The 18338-nt window shown below is 63.1% G+C and carries 14 protein-coding genes; 3 read left to right on the top strand and 11 right to left on the bottom strand.

Annotated elements, in window-relative coordinates; all coding sequences use genetic code 11:
• Positions 1-64 precede the first annotated feature (64 nt).
• The 4 genes from ABDK11_RS05835 to ABDK11_RS05820 form a co-directional block, all read right to left on the bottom strand.
• Positions 65-292, bottom strand: coding sequence for a DUF1289 domain-containing protein (locus ABDK11_RS05835; protein WP_346839361.1), 228 nt, complete (start codon positions 290-292; stop codon positions 65-67).
• Positions 292-822, bottom strand: coding sequence for a gamma carbonic anhydrase family protein (locus tag ABDK11_RS05830; RefSeq protein ID WP_346839360.1), 531 nt, complete (start codon positions 820-822; stop codon positions 292-294). Before ABDK11_RS05830 ends, ABDK11_RS05835 begins: the two co-directional genes overlap by 1 nt.
• A 70-nt stretch (positions 823-892) precedes the next feature.
• A complete protein-coding gene (locus tag ABDK11_RS05825; protein ID WP_346839359.1) occupies positions 893-1393 on the bottom strand; it encodes a methylated-DNA--[protein]-cysteine S-methyltransferase in 501 nt (166 codons plus the stop codon).
• Complete coding sequence (locus tag ABDK11_RS05820) at positions 1393-2913, bottom strand: AlkA N-terminal domain-containing protein (protein ID WP_346839358.1); 1521 nt, start codon at positions 2911-2913, stop codon at positions 1393-1395. The genes ABDK11_RS05825 and ABDK11_RS05820 overlap by 1 nt, the downstream gene beginning before the upstream one ends.
• A gap of 428 nt (positions 2914-3341) precedes the next feature.
• On the opposite strand from ABDK11_RS05820, the gene ABDK11_RS05815 reads away from it, so the two are divergent.
• Together ABDK11_RS05815 and ABDK11_RS05810 are read left to right on the top strand one after the other, a co-directional pair.
• Positions 3342-6350 carry a thrombospondin type 3 repeat-containing protein gene (locus ABDK11_RS05815; RefSeq protein WP_346839357.1) on the top strand — a complete coding sequence of 1003 codons (3009 nt, stop codon included), beginning with the start codon at positions 3342-3344 and terminating at the stop codon, positions 6348-6350.
• A 56-nt stretch (positions 6351-6406) separates the two neighbouring features.
• Positions 6407-6568, top strand: coding sequence for a hypothetical protein (locus tag ABDK11_RS05810; protein WP_346839356.1), 162 nt, complete (start codon positions 6407-6409; stop codon positions 6566-6568).
• Positions 6569-6904: 336 nt separating this feature from the next.
• Here ABDK11_RS05810 and ABDK11_RS05805 read toward each other — a convergent pair whose 3' ends face one another.
• The 5 genes from ABDK11_RS05805 to ABDK11_RS05785 all read right to left on the bottom strand — a co-directional run bounded on the left by ABDK11_RS05805 (position 6905) and on the right by ABDK11_RS05785 (position 16100).
• On the bottom strand, positions 6905-8611 hold the full coding sequence (locus tag ABDK11_RS05805; protein WP_346839355.1) for a Zn-dependent hydrolase: 1707 nt from the start codon (positions 8609-8611) through the stop codon (positions 6905-6907).
• Positions 8612-9020: 409 nt separating this feature from the next.
• Positions 9021-10817 (bottom strand): ABC transporter ATP-binding protein/permease, encoded by a 1797-nt coding sequence (locus ABDK11_RS05800; protein WP_346839354.1) that lies wholly within the window; start codon positions 10815-10817, stop codon positions 9021-9023.
• Positions 10818-10932: 115 nt separating this feature from the next.
• A complete protein-coding gene (locus ABDK11_RS05795; protein WP_346839353.1) occupies positions 10933-11559 on the bottom strand; it encodes a CoA pyrophosphatase in 627 nt (208 codons plus the stop codon).
• Positions 11560-11645: 86 nt separating this feature from the next.
• Positions 11646-14810 (bottom strand): multidrug efflux RND transporter permease subunit, encoded by a 3165-nt coding sequence (locus ABDK11_RS05790; RefSeq protein ID WP_346839352.1) that lies wholly within the window; start codon positions 14808-14810, stop codon positions 11646-11648.
• A gap of 18 nt (positions 14811-14828) precedes the next feature.
• On the bottom strand, positions 14829-16100 hold the full coding sequence (locus ABDK11_RS05785) for an efflux RND transporter periplasmic adaptor subunit (RefSeq protein ID WP_346839351.1): 1272 nt from the start codon (positions 16098-16100) through the stop codon (positions 14829-14831).
• Between the two features lie 112 nt (positions 16101-16212).
• Here ABDK11_RS05785 and ABDK11_RS05780 point away from each other — a divergent pair, with 112 nt between their 5' ends.
• Complete coding sequence (locus tag ABDK11_RS05780; RefSeq protein ID WP_346839350.1) at positions 16213-16752, top strand: NUDIX hydrolase; 540 nt, start codon at positions 16213-16215, stop codon at positions 16750-16752.
• A 199-nt stretch (positions 16753-16951) separates the two neighbouring features.
• On the opposite strand, the gene ABDK11_RS05775 is transcribed toward ABDK11_RS05780, so the two are convergent.
• Both ABDK11_RS05775 and trxA read right to left on the bottom strand, forming a co-directional pair.
• On the bottom strand, positions 16952-17269 hold the full coding sequence (locus tag ABDK11_RS05775; protein ID WP_346839349.1) for a YqfO family protein: 318 nt from the start codon (positions 17267-17269) through the stop codon (positions 16952-16954).
• 193 nt (positions 17270-17462) lie between these two features.
• Complete coding sequence (gene trxA, locus ABDK11_RS05770) at positions 17463-18317, bottom strand: thioredoxin (RefSeq protein ID WP_346839348.1); 855 nt, start codon at positions 18315-18317, stop codon at positions 17463-17465.
• Positions 18318-18338: the final 21 nt, after the last annotated feature.

Below are 18338 nucleotides of genomic sequence, written 5' to 3'. Positions count from 1 at the left end.
TGGCCCCGCAGGCGCGGCCGTCGACCGTGCCCGGCCGGCCGCGCCTGCAGGTTAAATTGATTTTTTACAGAATGCGGCCCATGCGGCGCGCGCGCTCGTGGCAGTCTTTCAGGACCGCCCGGCGCTGTTCATTGTTCATTGTTCCCCAGCGGCTGATCTCACTGCCGCTGCGAAAACAGCCCTCGCAGATATCCTGCGCATTCAAAGCGCAGACGGAGACACAGGGGGACTTTACCGGCTTCTCGACAGGCTCTGCGGCCGGCCAATCGACCACAACGACTTTATCGGACATCACGATGCTTCAATAGGAACCAGTTCGTCGGCAAAGCGCCTGCCGTTGGCCGCATAGTGATCGCTGCTGGCCTTGAGCAATTCGAACGTGGATGGATCCAGGGTTTTGACCACCTTGCCGGGGCTGCCCAGCACCAGCGAGTAGTCGGGAATCTCGGTATTTTCGGTGACCAGCGCATTAGCGCCGACGATGCAGCACTTGCCGATCTTGGCCCCGTTCAGCACCACGGCATTGATACCGATCAGGCTGTAGTCGCCAACCGTACAACCGTGCAGCATCACCTTGTGGCCGATGGTCACGCCAGTGCCGATGGTCAGCTCGACACCGGGGTCGGTGTGTAGCACCGAGCCGTCCTGCACATTGCTGTATTCACCGATGGTGATGCGGTCACAATCACCGCGCACCACCGCATTGAACCAGACGGAACTGTGACTGAGCATTCGCACATTGCCAATCACATGGGCGCCGGGAGCAATGTAATGTCCCTCGCCGTCGAGAATTGGCTGCTGGTCGCCCAGTTTGTACAGCATTTGGCCTCCGGCTCGATGTCAGGGTTAGCCGGCTATTATCCCGGTCAGAAGCTGCTCTGGCTAGCGCCGGTTACAGCAGTTCCGCCTGCTGTACGAAACGCGCCCCCTCCAGAGTCAGCAGGCGGGCCTTCATATCGAGGCCGCCGGCGTAGCCGGTCAGGCTGCCGTCAGCGCCGATCACCCGGTGGCAGGGGATGACCACCGCGATGGGGTTGGCACCGTTGGCGCGGGCCACCGCGCGGATCGCCTTCAGGTTGCCGAGCGCCGCGGCCTGCTCGCGGTAGCTGCGGGTCTCGCCGTAGGGAATCTGCAGCAGCGCGTCCCAGACGCGGCGCTGGAAATCGGTGCCGGGCGGCGCCAGCGGCAGGTCAAATTGCCGGCGTTCGCCGGCGAAATACTGCTGCAATTGCTGCGCCGCGGCGTCGGTCAGCGCCGTGGCGCCGCGTTGCCACTCCGGCGCAATACGCAGCGCGTGATCCTCGCGCTGGAACTCCAGCGCCACCAGCGCGCGCTCGTCTGCGGCTATGCCGATATCGCCGAAGCGGGTCGAGTAGATTTCGTAGTGGATCATTATCCATTCTCCGGTTTGAGGCTCTGCCACAATAACAGCGCGCCGTAGGCCCGCCAGGGGCGCCAGCTTTCCGCCCGCGCCAGCGCCTGTTTGGGTTTCGCTTTCTGCCCGTGTTCGCCCAGCGCCTGTTTGGGTTTCGCTTTCTGCCCGTGTTCGCCCAGCGCCTGCAGGATGCCGAGGTCCGAGGCCGGAAAGGCGTCGGGCATCGAGAGCCCGCGCATGGCGATGTAGTGAGCGGTCCAGTCACCGATACCCGGCAGTTGCGTCACCGCGGTACACCAGCTGTCCAGGTCCGGCTCGGCGAAATTCACCCGGCCATCGAGGGTCGCGGCCACAAATTCCCGCAGTGTCCGCGCGCGCGCCCGGGTCACCCCCAGGCCCTCGAAGTCGGCCGCTGCCAGTTGCGCGGCGGTCGGGAACAATCGCTGCTCGGCGCCGTCGGCGTCGACAAATGTCTGCCCGTAGCGGGCCACAACGCGCCCGGCAATGGTGGTGGCGGCAGCCACGGAGATCTGTTGGCCGAGAATCGCGCGCAGCGCGTATTCGAACGGGTCCCAGGCGCCGGGCAGGCGCACGCCCGGGCTGCGCGCAATCTGTTGTGCGAGCAGCGGGTCGCTGCCGAGCACCGCGGTGATCGCACCGGTATCCGCGTCCAGGTCGAACAACCGCCGCAGGCGCTGGTTCAGCAGGTACAGCGCCGCCCCACCCTCGCCGCTCACATCCACCACCAGCCGATTGCCGGCCGCGTCGTCGCGTACGCGCAGGACACCGCGCATGCCGTCGATGGCAAAACTGCGCAGGTAGACATCGCCTTCGACCCGCTCCACCCCGGCCAGCGCCCGCGCGCGGAAGAACGCCAATAGCTGTGCCCAGTGAAACGGGGGCCGGTAAGACAGGTACAGCCGCGCAGTCCGCCGGGATTCCACGGCTGTGGCCCCGCCGGGCACTTCGCGCTCTCCATGCCTCGGTTCCCGGCGTACATCCGAGGGTGTGCGCCGGTAGATCTGCCTGAACACGCCATTGAAGCGCCGCAGGCTGTTGAAACCGGACTCGTAGGCAATGGCCGCAATCGGCAGGTTGGTATCCCGCAGCAGCGTGAACGCAAACAGGGCGCGCTCCGCCTGCCACACCGCCAGCGGGCTGACGCCCAGGTGCTCGGTGAACAGGCGCCGCAGGTAGCGGCTGCTGACGCCGAGACGCTCGGCGAGCCGTTCGATTGACTGCGCTTCCCGTTCGCTGCGCATCAATTGCAGCGCTCTCTGCACCGTTGCCGAGACTAGGCCCCAGGCCGGGCTGCCGGGCGCCGCGTCCGGGCGGCAGCGCAGGCACGGGCGAAACCCGGCGTCGACGGCCTCGGCGGCGGTGGCGTAGTAAGTGACATTGCGCTCCAGCGGCGGCCGCGCCGGACAGATGGGCCGGCAGAAAATGCCGGTGGTCTTCACCGCGGTAAAGAAACGTCCGTCGAAGCGGTGGTCCCGCGCAAGGCGGGCACTGGAACAGATAGCCGGGTCGAGTTGCACACTGATCTCCTGATTCAAGGACGCCAGTGTAATCGGGCCCCGACAACGCGACTAGTCAATTTCGGAACTGACAGTGTACCGGCGGAACGGCGGGCGGTTTCGCCCGGCCAGATTGCCGATTGGTGAACTAAGGCGACGCTCGGGGCACAACCCAGTCATTGCTGCGCCAAAAGATAGACACAGTTCTCACTTTCTATTAGATAAGGTTCAAGAACAGTGATGTTCACAGCGAGCCGGCGACCACCGCCAACGCATTCCACAGCGGAACCCGGCACTACACGGAAGTTAAGTTGCCACGGAGCCTCCCGTTTCCCGGGCGGCACCGGCGCCTGTCCATGCATTACAGGCAGCGGTTCCCTCACCGCAACAACAACCTGCTTCCAGCGCCACGGCCAATAACACAACAGAAGCCACTGGAGCTGTCGTTCATGATCCGTTATTCCACTCCCCTGCTCGCCGCCCTGGTGCTGCTGTTGTGCGCCTGCTCCGCAGACGTAGGCAGCGGCAACGGCCGTGCCAATGCCAATCCCTTCACCGCAGCCGAATCCAGCTCACTCGCCCCGGCGGATCGCGATGGCGATACCATTCGCGACAACCGCGACAACTGCCCCAGAAACGCCAATCGTAACCAGGCCGACCTGGATGGCGACGGTATCGGCGATGCCTGCGACAGCGATTTAGACGGCGATGATGTGACCAACGCCGACGACAACTGCCCACTGGCAGCCAACAACGACCAGGCCGACGGCGATGCGGACGGCATCGGCGACATCTGCGACAACGACCGCGACAACGACGGCCTCACCAACGCGTTGGACAACTGCCCGGATACCGCCAATCCCGAGCAGACCGACAGCGACGCTGACGGCCGCGGCGATGCCTGTGACGCATCAGCACGCAGCAGCACTGCCGACACGGACGCCGACAGCATCGATGACAATGCCGACAACTGCCCCAGTACGCCCAACACGGATCAGGCCGACTTGGATGGCGATGGCAGCGGCGACGCCTGCGACGGCGACGACGACGGTGACGGCATTGCAGACGGAACCGATAACTGCCCGAACCTCGCCAACGCCTCACAGAGCGACACCGATAACGACGGGCTCGGTGATGTCTGTGACGGCGACGACGATGGTGACGGGGTCGCTGACGAAGTCGATAACTGCCCGTTGCAATCCAACCCCGACCAGGCCGACGCCGACAACGACGGCGCCGGCGATCCCTGCGACACCGACGGCGACACCACCGCTGCTGCCGACGACTGTGCGACCCAGGCAAACGGCAGCGAACAAGCCTGCGGTAACGACGACAACAACAACGAAACCACCGACGCAAACACCGACGCAAACACCGACGATGACAATGACGGCGTCGCTAACGATAACGACAACTGTCCACAGGCCCCCAATAGCGGCCAGCGCGATACGGACGGCGACGGTCTCGGTGACGCCTGCGACAACGATGACGACGGCGACAGTGTTACAGACGCCCGCGACAACTGTCCGCTGCAGCCGAACCCCTTCCAGGAGGACAGCGATAACGATGGCCTCGGCCAGCCCTGTGACAGCGATGACGACGGCGATGGTGTCGCCGATGGCAATGACAACTGCGCGCTGATCCCCAACACCGACCAGAGCGACCTGGACGGCGACGGTCTCGGCGACGCCTGTGACCCGGACACAGACGGCGATACGGTCAATAACGGCAGCGACAACTGCCCACAGGTCGCCAACAGCGATCAGTCAGATAGCGACGCCGACGGCACCGGTGATGCGTGCGAGCAGGACACCGGCAACGACGAAGCCACTGGTGGCGAGGAGCCCTGCAATCCGCAGGTGGATTGCCGCAGCGATTCCGACGGCGACGGCTTCTACGATGACGAGGACAATTGCCCGCAGATCGCCAATGCAAACCAGACCGACAGTGACGGCGACGGTAGCGGCGATATCTGCGATGGCGACGCCGACGACGATGGCGTGGATAACGGCAGCAACAATTGCCCGCTCACCGCCAATGCAAGCCAGACCGACAGCGATAACGACGGCACCGGCGACGTCTGCGATGGCGATGCCGACGACGACGGCGTAAACAACGGCAACGACAACTGCCCGTTCACCGCCAATGCAAACCAGACCGACAGTGATAACGACGGCACCGGCGACGTCTGTGATGGCGATGCCGACGACGACGGCGTAAACAACGGCAGCGACAACTGCCCGCTCACCGCCAACGCAAACCAGACCGACAGCGATAGCGATGGCATCGGCGACGTCTGCGATGGCGATGCCGACGACGACGGCGTCGATAACGGCAGCGACAACTGCCCGCTCACCGCCAATGCGAACCAGATCGACAGCGATAACGACGGCACCGGCGACGTCTGCGATGGCGATGCCGACGGCGACGGCGTCGACAACGGCAACGACAACTGCCCGCTCGCCGCCAATGCAAACCAGGCCGACAGTGATAACGACGGTACCGGCGACGTCTGCGATGGTGATGCCGACGACGACGGCGTCTACAACGATGGGGACAACTGCCCGCAGATCGCCAACCGCGAACAGACCGACAGCGACGGCGACGGCACCGGCGACGTCTGTGATGGCGATGCCGACGACGACGGCGTGGACAACGGCAACGACAACTGCCCGCTCACCGCCAATGCGAATCAGGCCGACAGCGATGGTGATGGCGTCGGTGATGCCTGCGACGGCGACCTGGATGGCGACGACATGGCAAACGACAACGATAACTGCGTCGCCGCCTCCAACCACGACCAGGCTGATCTCGATGGCGACGGCACCGGCGACGCCTGTGACGACGACACCGACGGCGATGGCATTGCCGACAGCAACGACAACTGCCCGCTGCAGTCGAATCCCCTCCAGGCGGATGCGGACGGCGACGGTACCGGTGACGCCTGCGACACCGAAAACCCGGTCAGCTGCAGCGTCGATGGTGAATTCATCTCCATCATCACCAGCGATGCCTTCAAGGAATCCGGCACCCACGATTGCAATCGCAGCGAATGTGCCATCAGCGGCTCCGGCCACCTGATCAACGCCGTGACTAGCGATGCCGCGCGAATCACCATCGCCGGTCCCGGTGGCAGCGCCTTTATCCGCGTACGCGCCCGACACGCGTTTGCCGCCGGGCAGCGCGCCGGGTTTGTGATCGAGAACCCCGACAACCTGCTGGATCTGGCCATTCTCGCGAGCCTGCGTATCCGCACGCTCGACGACGGCGAATTCACCGGCGACAGCGGCTCCGGTGCCACGCTGCTGAAGTTCGGGCTGGCCGGTGGCACTGGCGGGCAGCGCCTGGTAGTCATCAATACCACCCGGGCTTTCGACGCCATTGAACTGGAACTGTACGGGCTTGCGTCAATGGTCAATCGCCTGGATATCTACCTCGCCTGCGTCGAACAGCCCTGAGCCGTCCGACACAAGCGCCGCACTAGCGCGTACAACCCCGAGCGACTTTCGGGGTTGTGCGCTACCACCGTTACCGATCTCCGCTTTCCCTCTTCGACCTGGTGCCGCTGCAGACCATCACCGGGGCAGCCTGCCTCGACCGCACGCCCACCGGCGACACCGCAACCGGTTCCGCGGTGGTGCCGCCGCAGTTGCGCTATAGCTCCACCGCACAGTAACCGCCGCAAAGCCTATCCGGCGCCATAATGACCCTTCCGGCCATCGATCAATTTGCGTACAGGTTCACAAAAAACTGCCAAATCATTCACAGTTCAGTCAGTTTTTTCCACAACGGTGTGTTCGAAAACGCCATCGCTGTCGCATTCAGACATGTGGCGATTTTCTTTGCTGTTTTTTTAGACAGCTCCGGCAAGACTGCCCAGAGCCATTTGTCGGGAATTTTTCAAGCAATCAACCGGCCAGCCCGGGCTGCGATGCAGATGCGAGGCAACGCGCACTGCAAAGCAAAAAAAACCCGGCAGAAGCCGGGTTTTTATCGGGTCAGGCGGTGGAACTTATTTGATTCCGAGTACCTGGCGGCCCTGTACAAAAGTCACATCCACCGGAATATTGGCATCCGCCAGACGGTCGAGATCCTTCTGCAGCTGCGCATCGATCACACCCTTGGTTGTGATCAGCTGCTTGGCGCGGGCGTAGTCGCCGTCGCCCTGAATGGTCAGGATCAGGCGCGACAGGTCGGTCATGGCCTGCTGCATCTTGTCGAAGTTGACGCGGTACAGGCCGGTGTCCGGATCGCGGCTGAAGGCGCCTTCGTCTTCAAAGAAGTTGAAGCGCACCATATTGGCGGTACCGTGGGCGTCCGCGGCGCCGAAGCGCACACTGCGGAAAATACTGGCGAGGAAGGTGACGTAGTTGTCCATCAGCGTGCTGTCGCTCAGCTCACCCTTCTCGTGCAGTTTGGTGACCATGTACAGGCCGAGGATATCCGCCTTGCCCTCTTCCAGGGCCGAGGCATTTTCCTTCAGCACCTGGCGTACATTGGCGCCGTCGGTAATGGTCTTCTTGATGCCCAGGCCGTGCGCCACTTCGTGGAACATGGTGTTCTGGAAGAAGGCCGGGAAGGTGATGTTCTTGCGCTGGTCTTCGGCGATCAGCACATTGCTGATCGGCACCAGGATCTTGTCGAACTTGGCGCGCATGGCGTTTTTCAGCTGCAGGCGACGGGTACCCTTGGCCAGCTGCACCTCTTCATCGTTGGGCAGGTTGATGGCGATGGTCTTGCCACCGGCATTGGCATTGCCCGCATAGAACAGCACGTCGTAGGCGTTCAGGTCGGAATCGGTTCCGGGCTTCTCGGCCTTGTACTTGTCGTCTACCGGCAAACCGCGCTGCAGTTCCGGCAGGAAGGCGGCGAACTTGGCCAGTTTGTCACTCCAGGCCTTGTCTTTCAGCAGCACATAGGCCTCGTAGGCAGTGCGGTAGCCGAACAGCTGGTCTTCGTAGTTCTCGATCGGGCCGATGACCACATCGATCGGGTTGTTCTTCATATCCATCCAGGCCATATCGCTGGGACGGAAGTCGTCGCTGGTCAGCGCGTCGGCGCGCAGATTCAGGTAACCGGCAAACTCCTTGTCATCGGCCAGCTTGGCGGCCTCGCGCAGCAGGCCGGCGGCTTTTTGCAGCTCGTCCTTGTAGGCGTTGTGGTAGGGCACCAGCTTCAGCTTGCCGTCCTGGTCGCGGCGCACCAGCGAGTAGAGGCCATCTTTACCCGGCTGCTTCCAGGCTTCGAACTCGGCCTTGGTCATGTCTTCCGGGTAGAACTGCGCACCCAGCGGCTTGGCACCGTAGCCTTCAATAAACGGCTCGTTGTCGTTGAGGCGGTCCCAGGGGCCGTAGTTGATTTCGGCGTATTTACGCTTGGCGCTGTCGTCGATGCTGGACAGCAGCTCCTCGGCCGGACCGAAGGATTGCAGCCAGAACAGGCGATCCATGATTTTGCTGGCATCGATCAGCTTGCCCAGCATCTGGCGCTGGTTGTCCGACAGATTGCTGAGGTCGGCACTGAGTTCGACCGGTGCATAGATAGCAAAACGGCTCTCGCTCTCTTTCGCGGCCGCCGGTTGCTCCGCAGCCGGTGCTTGCGCCGCCGGAGCCGGGGCCGCTTCGGGTGCCGGTTGCTGTTCATCGCGCTGGGAACAGCCGCTCACCAGGGCAATCGCAAGCAGCGCAGCGGCAATTTTCGCCGGTTTAAATTTAGTCATAGGGGGATCTGCCTATCGTTATGTCTCTATCGGGCGCCACATTAGTCCGGCGCCGGGGATTTATCAAGACACACGCTACCGGCTTCCAGTCACGGGCAGAATCGCTACGGGCCACTCATGGTACAGAACTCGTTTAGAAACCGGGGGACCTACCGTAGGGGCGGACCTTGTGTCCGCTCGAACCAGAGTGCCGGTAGCGACACGGGCGAACACAAGGTTCGCCCCTACCGAATGCGCCCGATGGATCTATAAACGACAGTGCGTCAGTGCCTCGCAAGCACTGCCATTGGCCAGATCCTCACTATCTGTTCTGTAGGGGCGGCCGCCCCTACGGATCCAGACTGGAGGTCTAACTGACTGACGAGCCTTCGGCGGCATTGACGCACCGCCCTCAGGCCTGAGGGTGCGGTCAGACAGCCGCCGGCTGTCGTTCCTGCTGTTGCAGCCGCCACAGTGCCGCATAGTGACCATCGGCGGCCAGCAGCTCGGCGTGGCTGCCGCGCTCGACAATCTCGCCCTGATCCAGCACCAGGATCACATCCGCATCCACCACGGTGGACAACCGGTGGGCGATCACCAGCGTGGTCTGCTCGCGGGCGATGTCGCGCAGCGCCGCCAGAATACCCTGCTCGGAGCGGCTGTCGAGGGACGAGGTGGCCTCGTCGAACACCATGATCGGCGGGTGCTTGAGCAGCGCGCGGGCGATGGCCACGCGCTGCTTCTCGCCGCCGGAAAGTTTCAGGCCACGCTCGCCGACCATCGTGTGTACCCCCTCCGGCAACTGGGCGATAAAATCCGCCAGCTGCGCGTGGCGAATCGCGTCCATCGCCTCCGCGTCGCTGGCATCGACACGCCCGTAGCGGACGTTCTCGAGGATCGACTGGTTGAACAGCACCGTATCCTGCGGTACCACACCGATCGCGCGGCGCAGGGATTGCTGGTCGACGGTGCGGATATCCTGGCCGTCGATCAGGATGCGCCCGGCGGTGGCGTCGTAGAAGCGGAACAGCAGTTTGAAGATGGTGGACTTGCCGGCGCCGCTGGCGCCGACCAGAGCCACCTTCTGGCGCGGCGCCACGGTAAAGCTGACGCCCTTGAGGATCTCCCGATCGGCCCGGTAGCCAAAATGCACCGCCTCGAATTCAATGCGACCGCTGGTTACCGCCAGCTCGACGGCGCCGTCGCTGTCGCGCACCGCCGGTGACACCGCGAGCAGGGAGAACATCTTTTCGATATTGGCCAGTGCGCCTTTCATTTCCCGGTAGACAAACCCGAGGAAATTCAGCGGAATAAAGATCTGCATCATAAAGGCGTTGATCAGCACAAAGTCGCCGATTGTCATACTGCCGGCGGCGACACGGCTCGCCGCCAGGATCATCGCACCGCACATGGCGCTGGCGATGATCAGCGCCTGGCCGGCGTTGAGGCCGAACAGCGACAGGCGGTTGCGCCGCCGGGCCTGTTCCCAGAACGCCAGTTCGTGGTCGTAGTGGCTGGCCTCATGGCCCTCGTTGCCGAAATACTTGACCGTTTCATAGTTCAGCAGGCTGTCCACCGCGCGGCTGCTGCTCTGCGATTCCGCCTGGTTCAGTTCCCGTACAAAGTGGGTGCGCCATTCGGTCGCCACCACCGAAAAGCCGATGTAGACCACTACCGCCCCCAGTACCACCAGGGCAAAGGCGGCGCTGTAGTTCCACCACAGCAGCCCCGCCACCAGCGCGATCTCCACCAGCGTGGGCACGATATTGAACACCATGAAGCGCATCAGGAAACCGATACCGGAGTTGCCGCGCTCGATGTCTCTCGACAGGCCACCGGTACGGCGGTTCAGGTGGAAATCCAGGTCGAGCCGGTGCAGGTGGCGGAACACTTCCAGTCCGACGCGGCGCTGCGCGCGCTCGGTAACGCGCCCGAATACGGTATCGCGCAGCTCGCCAAACAGCACGCTGGAAAAGCGCACGGCGCCGTAGGCCAGCAGCAGGCCCAGTGGCAGCGCCACCGCCGCCGCGGCACCGCCGCTGCTGTCCAGTGCGTCGACGATATGCTTGAGAATAAACGGCAGCCCCACCCCGGCCAGCTTGGCACCCACCAGGCACAGCAGCGCGAACAGGACCGCGCGCTTGAATTCCAGCAGGTAGGGGAACAGGGTTTTCAGCGCGCCCCAGTGCACATCTTCCAGGGCAACGGCGGATTTGGGTCTGGGCATACGGCGGCTCGGTGGTAATTCGGTTTGAAAAGGCGACGCTGATTATAGCGGCGCACCGCGGGCGCCGCGATCGGGGAAGTGGCGAATGGGGCGCGCCCGGACGGGCTCTATTCGTTCAACTCAGGGCCCGCAGCGGCACATCGCCGCGATGCTCGATGGAGGCACCGAGAATCCTGATCAGGAATTCCGACAGGATGCCCGCGGTAAAGCCCCAGATTTCGTATTCATCAAACTGGTAGGCGGGCAGGTAGATGGCACGCTGGTCGATGGTAATGCGGTCGGTGCGGATGCGCGGGTCATCGAGGAAAAACGACAGTGGCACGCGGAAGATCGCATCCAGCTCTCCGGGGTTCGGAGTCAGGGCGATATCCGGCGGGATCACCCCCAGCCACGGCGTCACGCACACCTGCCAGCGGGTGGTACGCGGCCACAGCGGGCCGAGCACGCGCACCTGTTCCGGCGGCAGGTCGATTTCCTCGTGCGCCTCGCGCAGGGCGGTGTACTCCAGCGAGGGATCGGTGTCATCCCAGCGGCCGCCGGGCAGTGACACCTCGCCGGAATGCGTGGACAGGTTGGCCGAGCGCTTGGTCAGCACCACATGCGGATCCGGCTCATCGGTCAGCGCCAGCAGCACCGCGGCGTGGCCGTGCAGATCCGGACCACTCGGGACCTTCGCCTGCAACTCGCCGCGCATGCGGGAAATTTTCTCTTCAATTCTTTCGAGCGTGGAATCCTGTCTCAAATTGCACCGTTTGCGCTGAGTCAATATTTACCATCATAACCAATCCCGCCCCGTAAATGGATGTGGCGACGCGGGCCGGTTCCCGGTCACCCCGCGTCGCCCTTGTCCAGCGGGGTATGGCCGCCCTTGATCTTTTCGCGCATCCCCTGCATCAGCCCGTAATACACCGGCACCAGCAGCGTGGCGAACAGGCAGGCGGCAAGCATGCCGCCGAAAACCGCGAGACCGAGCGATATCCGACTGACCGCGCCGGCACCGGTGGCCACCAGCAGCGGGATCACCCCGAGCACGAACGACAGCGCCGTCATGACCACGGCGCGAAAGCGCAGGCGCGTGGCGTTCACGGCGGCCTCGGCAATGGATTTGCCGCTGTCGCGTTCCACCGAGGCGAACTCGGTAATAAGGATGGCACTTTTGGCCGCCATGCCGATCAGCAACACCAGGCCGATCTGGGTGTACAGATTGTTGTCCGAGCCGGCCACCTTGACCGCCAGCAGCCCGCCGGCGAGTGCGATGGGCACACACAGGATGACCGCCAGCGGAATACTCCAGCTCTCGTACTGGGCCACCAGGAACAGGTACACAAACACCACCGCCAGGCTGAACAGGATCGGGGCCATATTGCCGGAGCTGATTTCCTGCAGGCTGGTGCCGGTCCACTCGTAGCCATAGCCGTCCGGCAGTTGCGCCGCCAACCGCTGCATGGTGTTCATCGCCTGCCCGCTGGAATAGCCCGGCGCGGCCGCGCCGTTGATGGTGACGCTGTTGTAGAGGTTGTAGCGCTCGATGGTCTGTGGCGCCACGATCGGCGTGATCTCCGCTACGGAGGTGATCGGCACCAGCCCGCCACTCTTGGCGCGCACATAGAAGCCGGCCAGATCCTCTTCCTTGTCGCGGAAGCGGGCGTCCGCCTGCACCATGACCCGGAACACCTTGCCGTACAGGTTGAAGTCATTGACGTAATAACCGCCCAACAGCGTCTGCAGCGTGGAGTAGACATCGACCAGCGGCACGCCGAGATTGTGCGCCTTGTCCTTGTCCACGGTGAGCTCGAGCTGCGGCGTCGTGGCCTGGTAGCTGGTGAAGGCGCGAGCGATTTCCGGGCTCTGGTTGGCGGCGCCGAGCAGGTCGTACATCACCTGCGCCAGCTCGGTAGTACTGCGCCCCTGCAGGTCCTCGAGAATAAATTCAAAGCCCCCCACGCTGCCGATACCCGGTAGCGGCGGCATCGCGAACGCCATCACCTGGGCACCGGGAATCGCCGCCACCTTCTGCTGCACCCGCCGCATGATCGCGAACTGGCTGTCCGCCCGATCCGGCCGCTCGTCCCAGGGCTTCAACACCGCGAACATCATCGCCGCGTTGGAGGCGGCGCTGCTGGCCAGCATGTTGTAACCGGGCACGCCCACCACATGGGCCACGCCTTTTTCCTGCAACAGGATATCGGTCACCTTGTTCACCACCGGCCCGGTGCGCTCGAGTGAGGCGCCGTCCGGCAGCTGCACATGCAGCATAAAGGTGCCCTGGTCCTCATCCGGAATAAAGCCGGTGGGCGTACTGGTAAACAGCCAGTAACAGAGCGCGAACAGACCGAAGATGCTGGCGATGCCGATCAGTGGGCGGCGGACGCAAAACCCCACCAAATGCATGTAAAAGCCGGTGGCGCCATGCAGCGCGCGGTTGAACAGACCGAACAGGCCGCCGCGCCCGCTGGACGCGGTGTCAGCGTTTTTTGTCTTTTCGCCCGGCTCCGCCTTGAGCATGGTGGCGCACAGTGCCGGGCTCAGGGTCAGCGCATTGATCGATGAGATCAGCACCGCCACGGAAATGGTAATCGCAAACTGCTGGTACATCTTGCCGGTAAGCCCCGGCATCAGCATCACCGGCACAAACACCGCCATCAGCACCAGGGTCGTGACGATGACCGGGCCGGTCACCTCGCGCATGGATTCCAGCGCCGCGGCCTTGGGGGCCAGCCCCTCGCCGATCAGGCGCTGGGTGTTTTCCACCACGATAATGCCGTCGTCGACGACGATACCGATGGCGAGAATCAGCGCAAACAACGTGATGGTATTGATCGTCATCCCCAGTGCCAGCATCAGCGCGAAGGTTCCGATCAGCGAGACGGGGATGGCAATGGCCGGTATCAGTGTCGAGCGCCAGTCCTGCAGGAACACGTATACCACGATGATCACCAGCACCAGCGCTATCAGCAGCGTCACCACCACCTCCTGTACCGATGCCTCGACAAACAGGGTGGTATCGTACAGGGCCTCGGCTTGCAGGCCTTCGGGGAAGCGCTGCGATAGCTGCGCCAGCTTGGCCTTGATGCCAGCGGCAACATCGATGGCGTTGGCATCCGGCAGCTGGTAAATACCGATCACCGCCGAGGGTTTGTTGTCCAACAGACCGTACGAAGCGTAGGACTGGCCACCGAGTTCCACCCGCGCCACATCCTTGATCTTGACCATGCCGCCATCGGGCCGCGCGCGCAGGTTGATCTCGCCGAACTGCTCCGGTGTCACCAGGCGCCCCTGGGCGATGATGTTGTACTGGAACTGCTGCTGCTTGGAGATCGGCGGCGCGCCCAGCTGGCCCGCGGCCACCTGTAAGTTCTGCGCCTGGACCGCTGCCACCACATCCTGGGCAGTGACATCCAGCGCCGCCATGCGGTCCGGGTTCAACCAGATGCGCATCGAATAATTGCGCGCGCCGAAAATCGTCACGTTGCTGACGCCGGGTACCCGCGCCAGTTCGTCTTTCAGGTAGATCTCGGCGTAATTGGCCAGAAACAAGTCGTCGAACTTTTTGTCGTCGCCGAACAGGTTAACCACCAGCAACAGGGTGCTGGTCTGCTTGGTGACATTGACGCCGCTGCGCTTGACGTCTTCTGGCAGCGACGACATGGCCTGCTGCACCCGGTTCTGCACATTCACCTGGGCGATATCGCCGTCGATACCGGAATCGAACGTCACCGTCAGGCTGTAGGAACCGTCGTTGCCACTGGTGGAGGACATATAGGCCATGCCCTCGACACCGTTGACCTGACTCTCGATCGGTACCGCCACACTGTCGCGCACCACGGCGGCACTGGCGCCGGCATAGCTCGCCTTCACGTTGATGGTGGCCGGGGTGATATCCGGGAACTGCGATACCGGCAGCAACGGCAGCGACAGCACCCCCGCCAGGGTGATCACGATCGAGATCACGAAAGCGAAGCGCGGCCGCCGGATACAGAAGGCGCTGATCATGAGTTGCGGCGGGCGGTGCTATTTACTCTCATCGTAATCGCGCCGCCTCCCCTCGTCGTTCTCCATTCGGCCGCCTTCACCGCGCCTCTGCGGCGTTGCCGCTCCCTCTGGAGACAACTCCACGCCACTGCCGGGCGGCGGCTGGGGCACTTTGCGCGCGTCGTAGGGATTGTGCGGCGCGTTCTGCGGGGTGACCGGCTTGTCCGCCACCACCCGCTGCAGGCCATTGACGATTACCGTCTCACCGGCCTTGATGCCCTCGGTGACCGCCCACAGCTCGCCCTCGCGCTGCCCCAGCTTCAGGTAGCGTTTTTTCGCCACATTGCCCTCGCCCACCACGTAGACATAGCGCCCCTGCATGTCTTCCATCACCGCTTGCTGCGGCACCAGCGGCTTGACCGATTCGCGGCCCCCGAACACGCTGATCGACACCCGTGCAAACTGCCCCTGCACCAGCAGCTGATCCGGATTCGGGAAGCGCGCGCGCACGTCTACCGAGCCGGTGGCCGGATCAATCTGGTTGTCGACGAATACGATGGTGCCGCGGTAGGGATAGAATTTGCCGTCCGGCTGCTCGATGCGGATATCGCGCCGCTGTGGCGCCGTGCCCGCCTGGCGGCGCCGCTCGGCCTCCACCTGCACGGCGAACAGGCGGTCCTGCGGCACCTGAAACAGCACGTAGATGGGATCCATGCTGACGATCGTCGTCAGCGGCTCGGACTCCGGCCCCACCAGCGAACCCTCGGTATACTGGCTGCGGCCGATACGCCCGACGAGCGGCGCGTAGATTTCGGTGTAGGACAGGTTGAGGTTGGCGGTTTCCACATCCGCCTGCTTTGCCTCCACCTGGGACTGCGCCTCCTCAAAATTGCCGGTGAGTTCATCCATCTGCACTTGGCTGATGGCACCGGTTTTTACCAGCTGGCGTCCGCGCCGGTAATTGCGTTCCGCCACCCGCAGCGCCGAGCGCGCCTGGGACAGGGTGGCGCGCTGGTTTTCCAGCGCAGCGATAAACGGTTTGGGGTCGATTTCGTACAGCAGCTGATCCTTCTGCACCATCTCCCCCTCGGTAAAATGGCGGCTCTGGATATAGCCCTGCACCCGCGGGCGCACCTTGTACTCATCGGTGGCCTCCACCCGGCCCACATATTCAAAGCGCGGAATCACCGGCTGTTCGCGCACGGTCAACACTTCCACCGGCGGTGGTGGCGGCGCTTTCTGCGCCTGCTTTCCGCCGGAACAGGCGCCCAGGGTGCAGATCAACAGGCATAACAACAAAAAACGCGCCATGAAAATCCAACCATTGCCCGTGAAACACCATCACTCTATTCACTATAGGCGGTGAGATTTTGTTCCGGCGCGGGCTGCTGACGACGGCGGGGAGCGCGCGTATACTGGCGCCATGAAATACTGCAGTCACTGCGGCAGCGATGCCGTCAGCTTTTCCATCCCCGAAGGCGACGACCGCCCCCGCCACCTGTGCGGCAGCTGTGGCGCCATTCACTACATCAATCCGCGCGTTATTGTCGGGGTGCTGCCCTACCTCGGTGACAGGGTTCTGCTGTGCAAGCGGGCAATAGAGCCGCGCCTGGGCCTGTGGACCCTGCCCGCCGGCTTTATGGAGAACGGCGAGACCAGTGAGCAAGGCGCGCTGCGGGAGTCGTGGGAGGAAGCGCGGGCCAATATCCGCGTCGACGATCTGTACTGCGTCTACGATATTCCACATATCAACCAGGTGTACCTGATCTACCGCGGCGAGCTGCTCGACCAGGGCCATGGTCCCGGGCCCGAGTCTCTGGAAGTTGAGCTGTTCAGCGAAGCGGAAATCCCCTGGCAGGAGATTGCCTTCCCGATCATGAGCGAGGCGCTGGTGCACTATTGGGCCGACCGCAAAACAGGCCAGTACCCGCTGCACCGCGGGGTGATTCAGCGCAAGCTGTAAGCTATCGCCGTGAAGTGATTTGACTGCCCCTGGCTTGGGCGAACACAGGGTTCGCCCCTACAGATCCTGTTGCGTAGTCAAAACTCACTGAGTCACTGACGGAACCCGTTTGGCACTGAAGCTGTGCGAACCACTAAAATATTTCCGTAGGGGCGAACCTTGTGTTCGCCCGCGCGGGCTGCAGGCGCACCCAGCACCATTAACCGCAGCGCTCGTCCAACCGCCACAGGTCAAACGCCGGCTCCTCGTACGGGTGCGCGCTACGCAGCGCTACCAGCACCGCATCCACCAGGTTGTCGGCGCAGACCATTTCCACCCGGTATTCCTCCACCTGTTCTACGGTGCCCGCCTGGCCGATAAACGGCTGGCTGCCGTCCAGCGGTCGGAACTGGCCCTGCCCTTTCACCTGCCAGCAGCAGCAATCGTAGTCGCCGATACGACCGGCCCCGGCGGCAAACAGCGCCTGCTTGACCGTTTCGACATGGGTTGCCGGGATGTAGATACAGAGTTTGTACATGCTTTTCCGTTCGCTTGAATCATTGCGCTGGAGGTTAGTCGGTACCGGTAGAGACCAGGGCGAACACATAAGATAAAAACGTTTGGTGCTTACGAAGCGCTGTAGGCGCGGTAAATATCTAAATTCCCAATACTGGATCCGTAGGGGCGAACCTTGTGTTCGCCCACACCGCAGCTGGCACCGAACTGAATCATCAGTACAGCAGCGTCATCAGCTTGCGCTGGTACTGGGTCGCCAGCGGGTCGCCGGCGCCGAGGCTCTTGACCATATCCAGGTAGGCCTGTTTGGCGGCGCCGTCAGCGAAGTTGAGGTCGTTGCGCAGGATGTTCAGCAGCAGGTCCAGCGCCTCCTGGTGGCGGTGGTTCTGGCTGTATTGCACGGCCAGTTCCATCGCGGACTTGTAGTCGTCCGGGTTCTGTTCCACTGCCTGCTGCAGCGCCTGGATCTCCGGCGAGTCGGCAGCCTGTTGCTTCAGTTCCAGCTGCGACATCAGCTGCTGGTAATCGCTGTCCTGATCCGCCAGCAGAATCTTGCCGAGCACCGTTTCCGCTTCCTGCACCCGGTTCTGCTCCAGCAGTACCGCCGCCAGCTGCTTGGCGAAGTCCGGCTGCTCGCCAGATTCGGTATAGGCCTGGCGCAGCAGCGGCAGTGCCTCGTCCAGCTTGCCCTCGGCCACCAGGGCTTTGCCCTGCTCAAGTTTCTGGTCCCAGGGCTTGGGCAGGTACTTGTCCAGCATCTCGCGGATCTGCTTCTCCGGCTGCGCGCCGGCGAAGCCATCCACCGGCTGGCCGTCTTTCAGTACCATCACCGTGGGCAGGCTGCGCACACCCAGCTGCCCCGCCAACATCTGCTCGGTGTCGGCGTTGACCTTGGCCAGCAGGAACTGGCCGGCGTATTCGCCGGCCAGCTTTTCCAGTACCGGCATCAGCTGCTTGCACGGTTCACACCAGTCGGCCCAGAAATCCACCACTACCGGGCGCTTCATCGATTCCTCGATCAGCACCTGCTGGGCGTTCTCCGCCGTTACATCGACAATATATTCGTTCACAACTGCTCCTGATTCTGAAAA

The organism is Microbulbifer sp. SAOS-129_SWC, assembly GCF_039696035.1.
GTDB lineage: Bacteria > Pseudomonadota > Gammaproteobacteria > Pseudomonadales > Cellvibrionaceae > Microbulbifer.
Note: the sequence above shows the minus strand (reverse complement) of the source record. Positions and strands in the feature narration are given on the sequence as shown.

Bases quoted from the DNA above. Each gene is read 5' to 3' on its own strand.
- ABDK11_RS05835 (WP_346839361.1), bottom strand. From the start codon at position 292: ATGTCCGATAAAGTCGTTGTGGTCGATTGGCCGGCCGCAGAGCCTGTC.
- ABDK11_RS05830 (WP_346839360.1), bottom strand. From the start codon at position 822: ATGCTGTACAAACTGGGCGACCAGCAGCCAATTCTCGACGGCGAGGGA.
- ABDK11_RS05825 (WP_346839359.1), bottom strand. From the start codon at position 1,393: ATGATCCACTACGAAATCTACTCGACCCGCTTCGGCGATATCGGCATA.
- ABDK11_RS05815 (WP_346839357.1), top strand. From the start codon at position 3,342: ATGATCCGTTATTCCACTCCCCTGCTCGCCGCCCTGGTGCTGCTGTTG.
- ABDK11_RS05805 (WP_346839355.1), bottom strand. From the start codon at position 8,611: ATGACTAAATTTAAACCGGCGAAAATTGCCGCTGCGCTGCTTGCGATT.
- ABDK11_RS05800 (WP_346839354.1), bottom strand. From the start codon at position 10,817: ATGCCCAGACCCAAATCCGCCGTTGCCCTGGAAGATGTGCACTGGGGC.
- ABDK11_RS05790 (WP_346839352.1), bottom strand. From the start codon at position 14,810: ATGATCAGCGCCTTCTGTATCCGGCGGCCGCGCTTCGCTTTCGTGATC.
- ABDK11_RS05785 (WP_346839351.1), bottom strand. From the start codon at position 16,100: ATGGCGCGTTTTTTGTTGTTATGCCTGTTGATCTGCACCCTGGGCGCC.
- ABDK11_RS05780 (WP_346839350.1), top strand. From the start codon at position 16,213: ATGAAATACTGCAGTCACTGCGGCAGCGATGCCGTCAGCTTTTCCATC.
- ABDK11_RS05775 (WP_346839349.1), bottom strand. From the start codon at position 17,269: ATGTACAAACTCTGTATCTACATCCCGGCAACCCATGTCGAAACGGTC.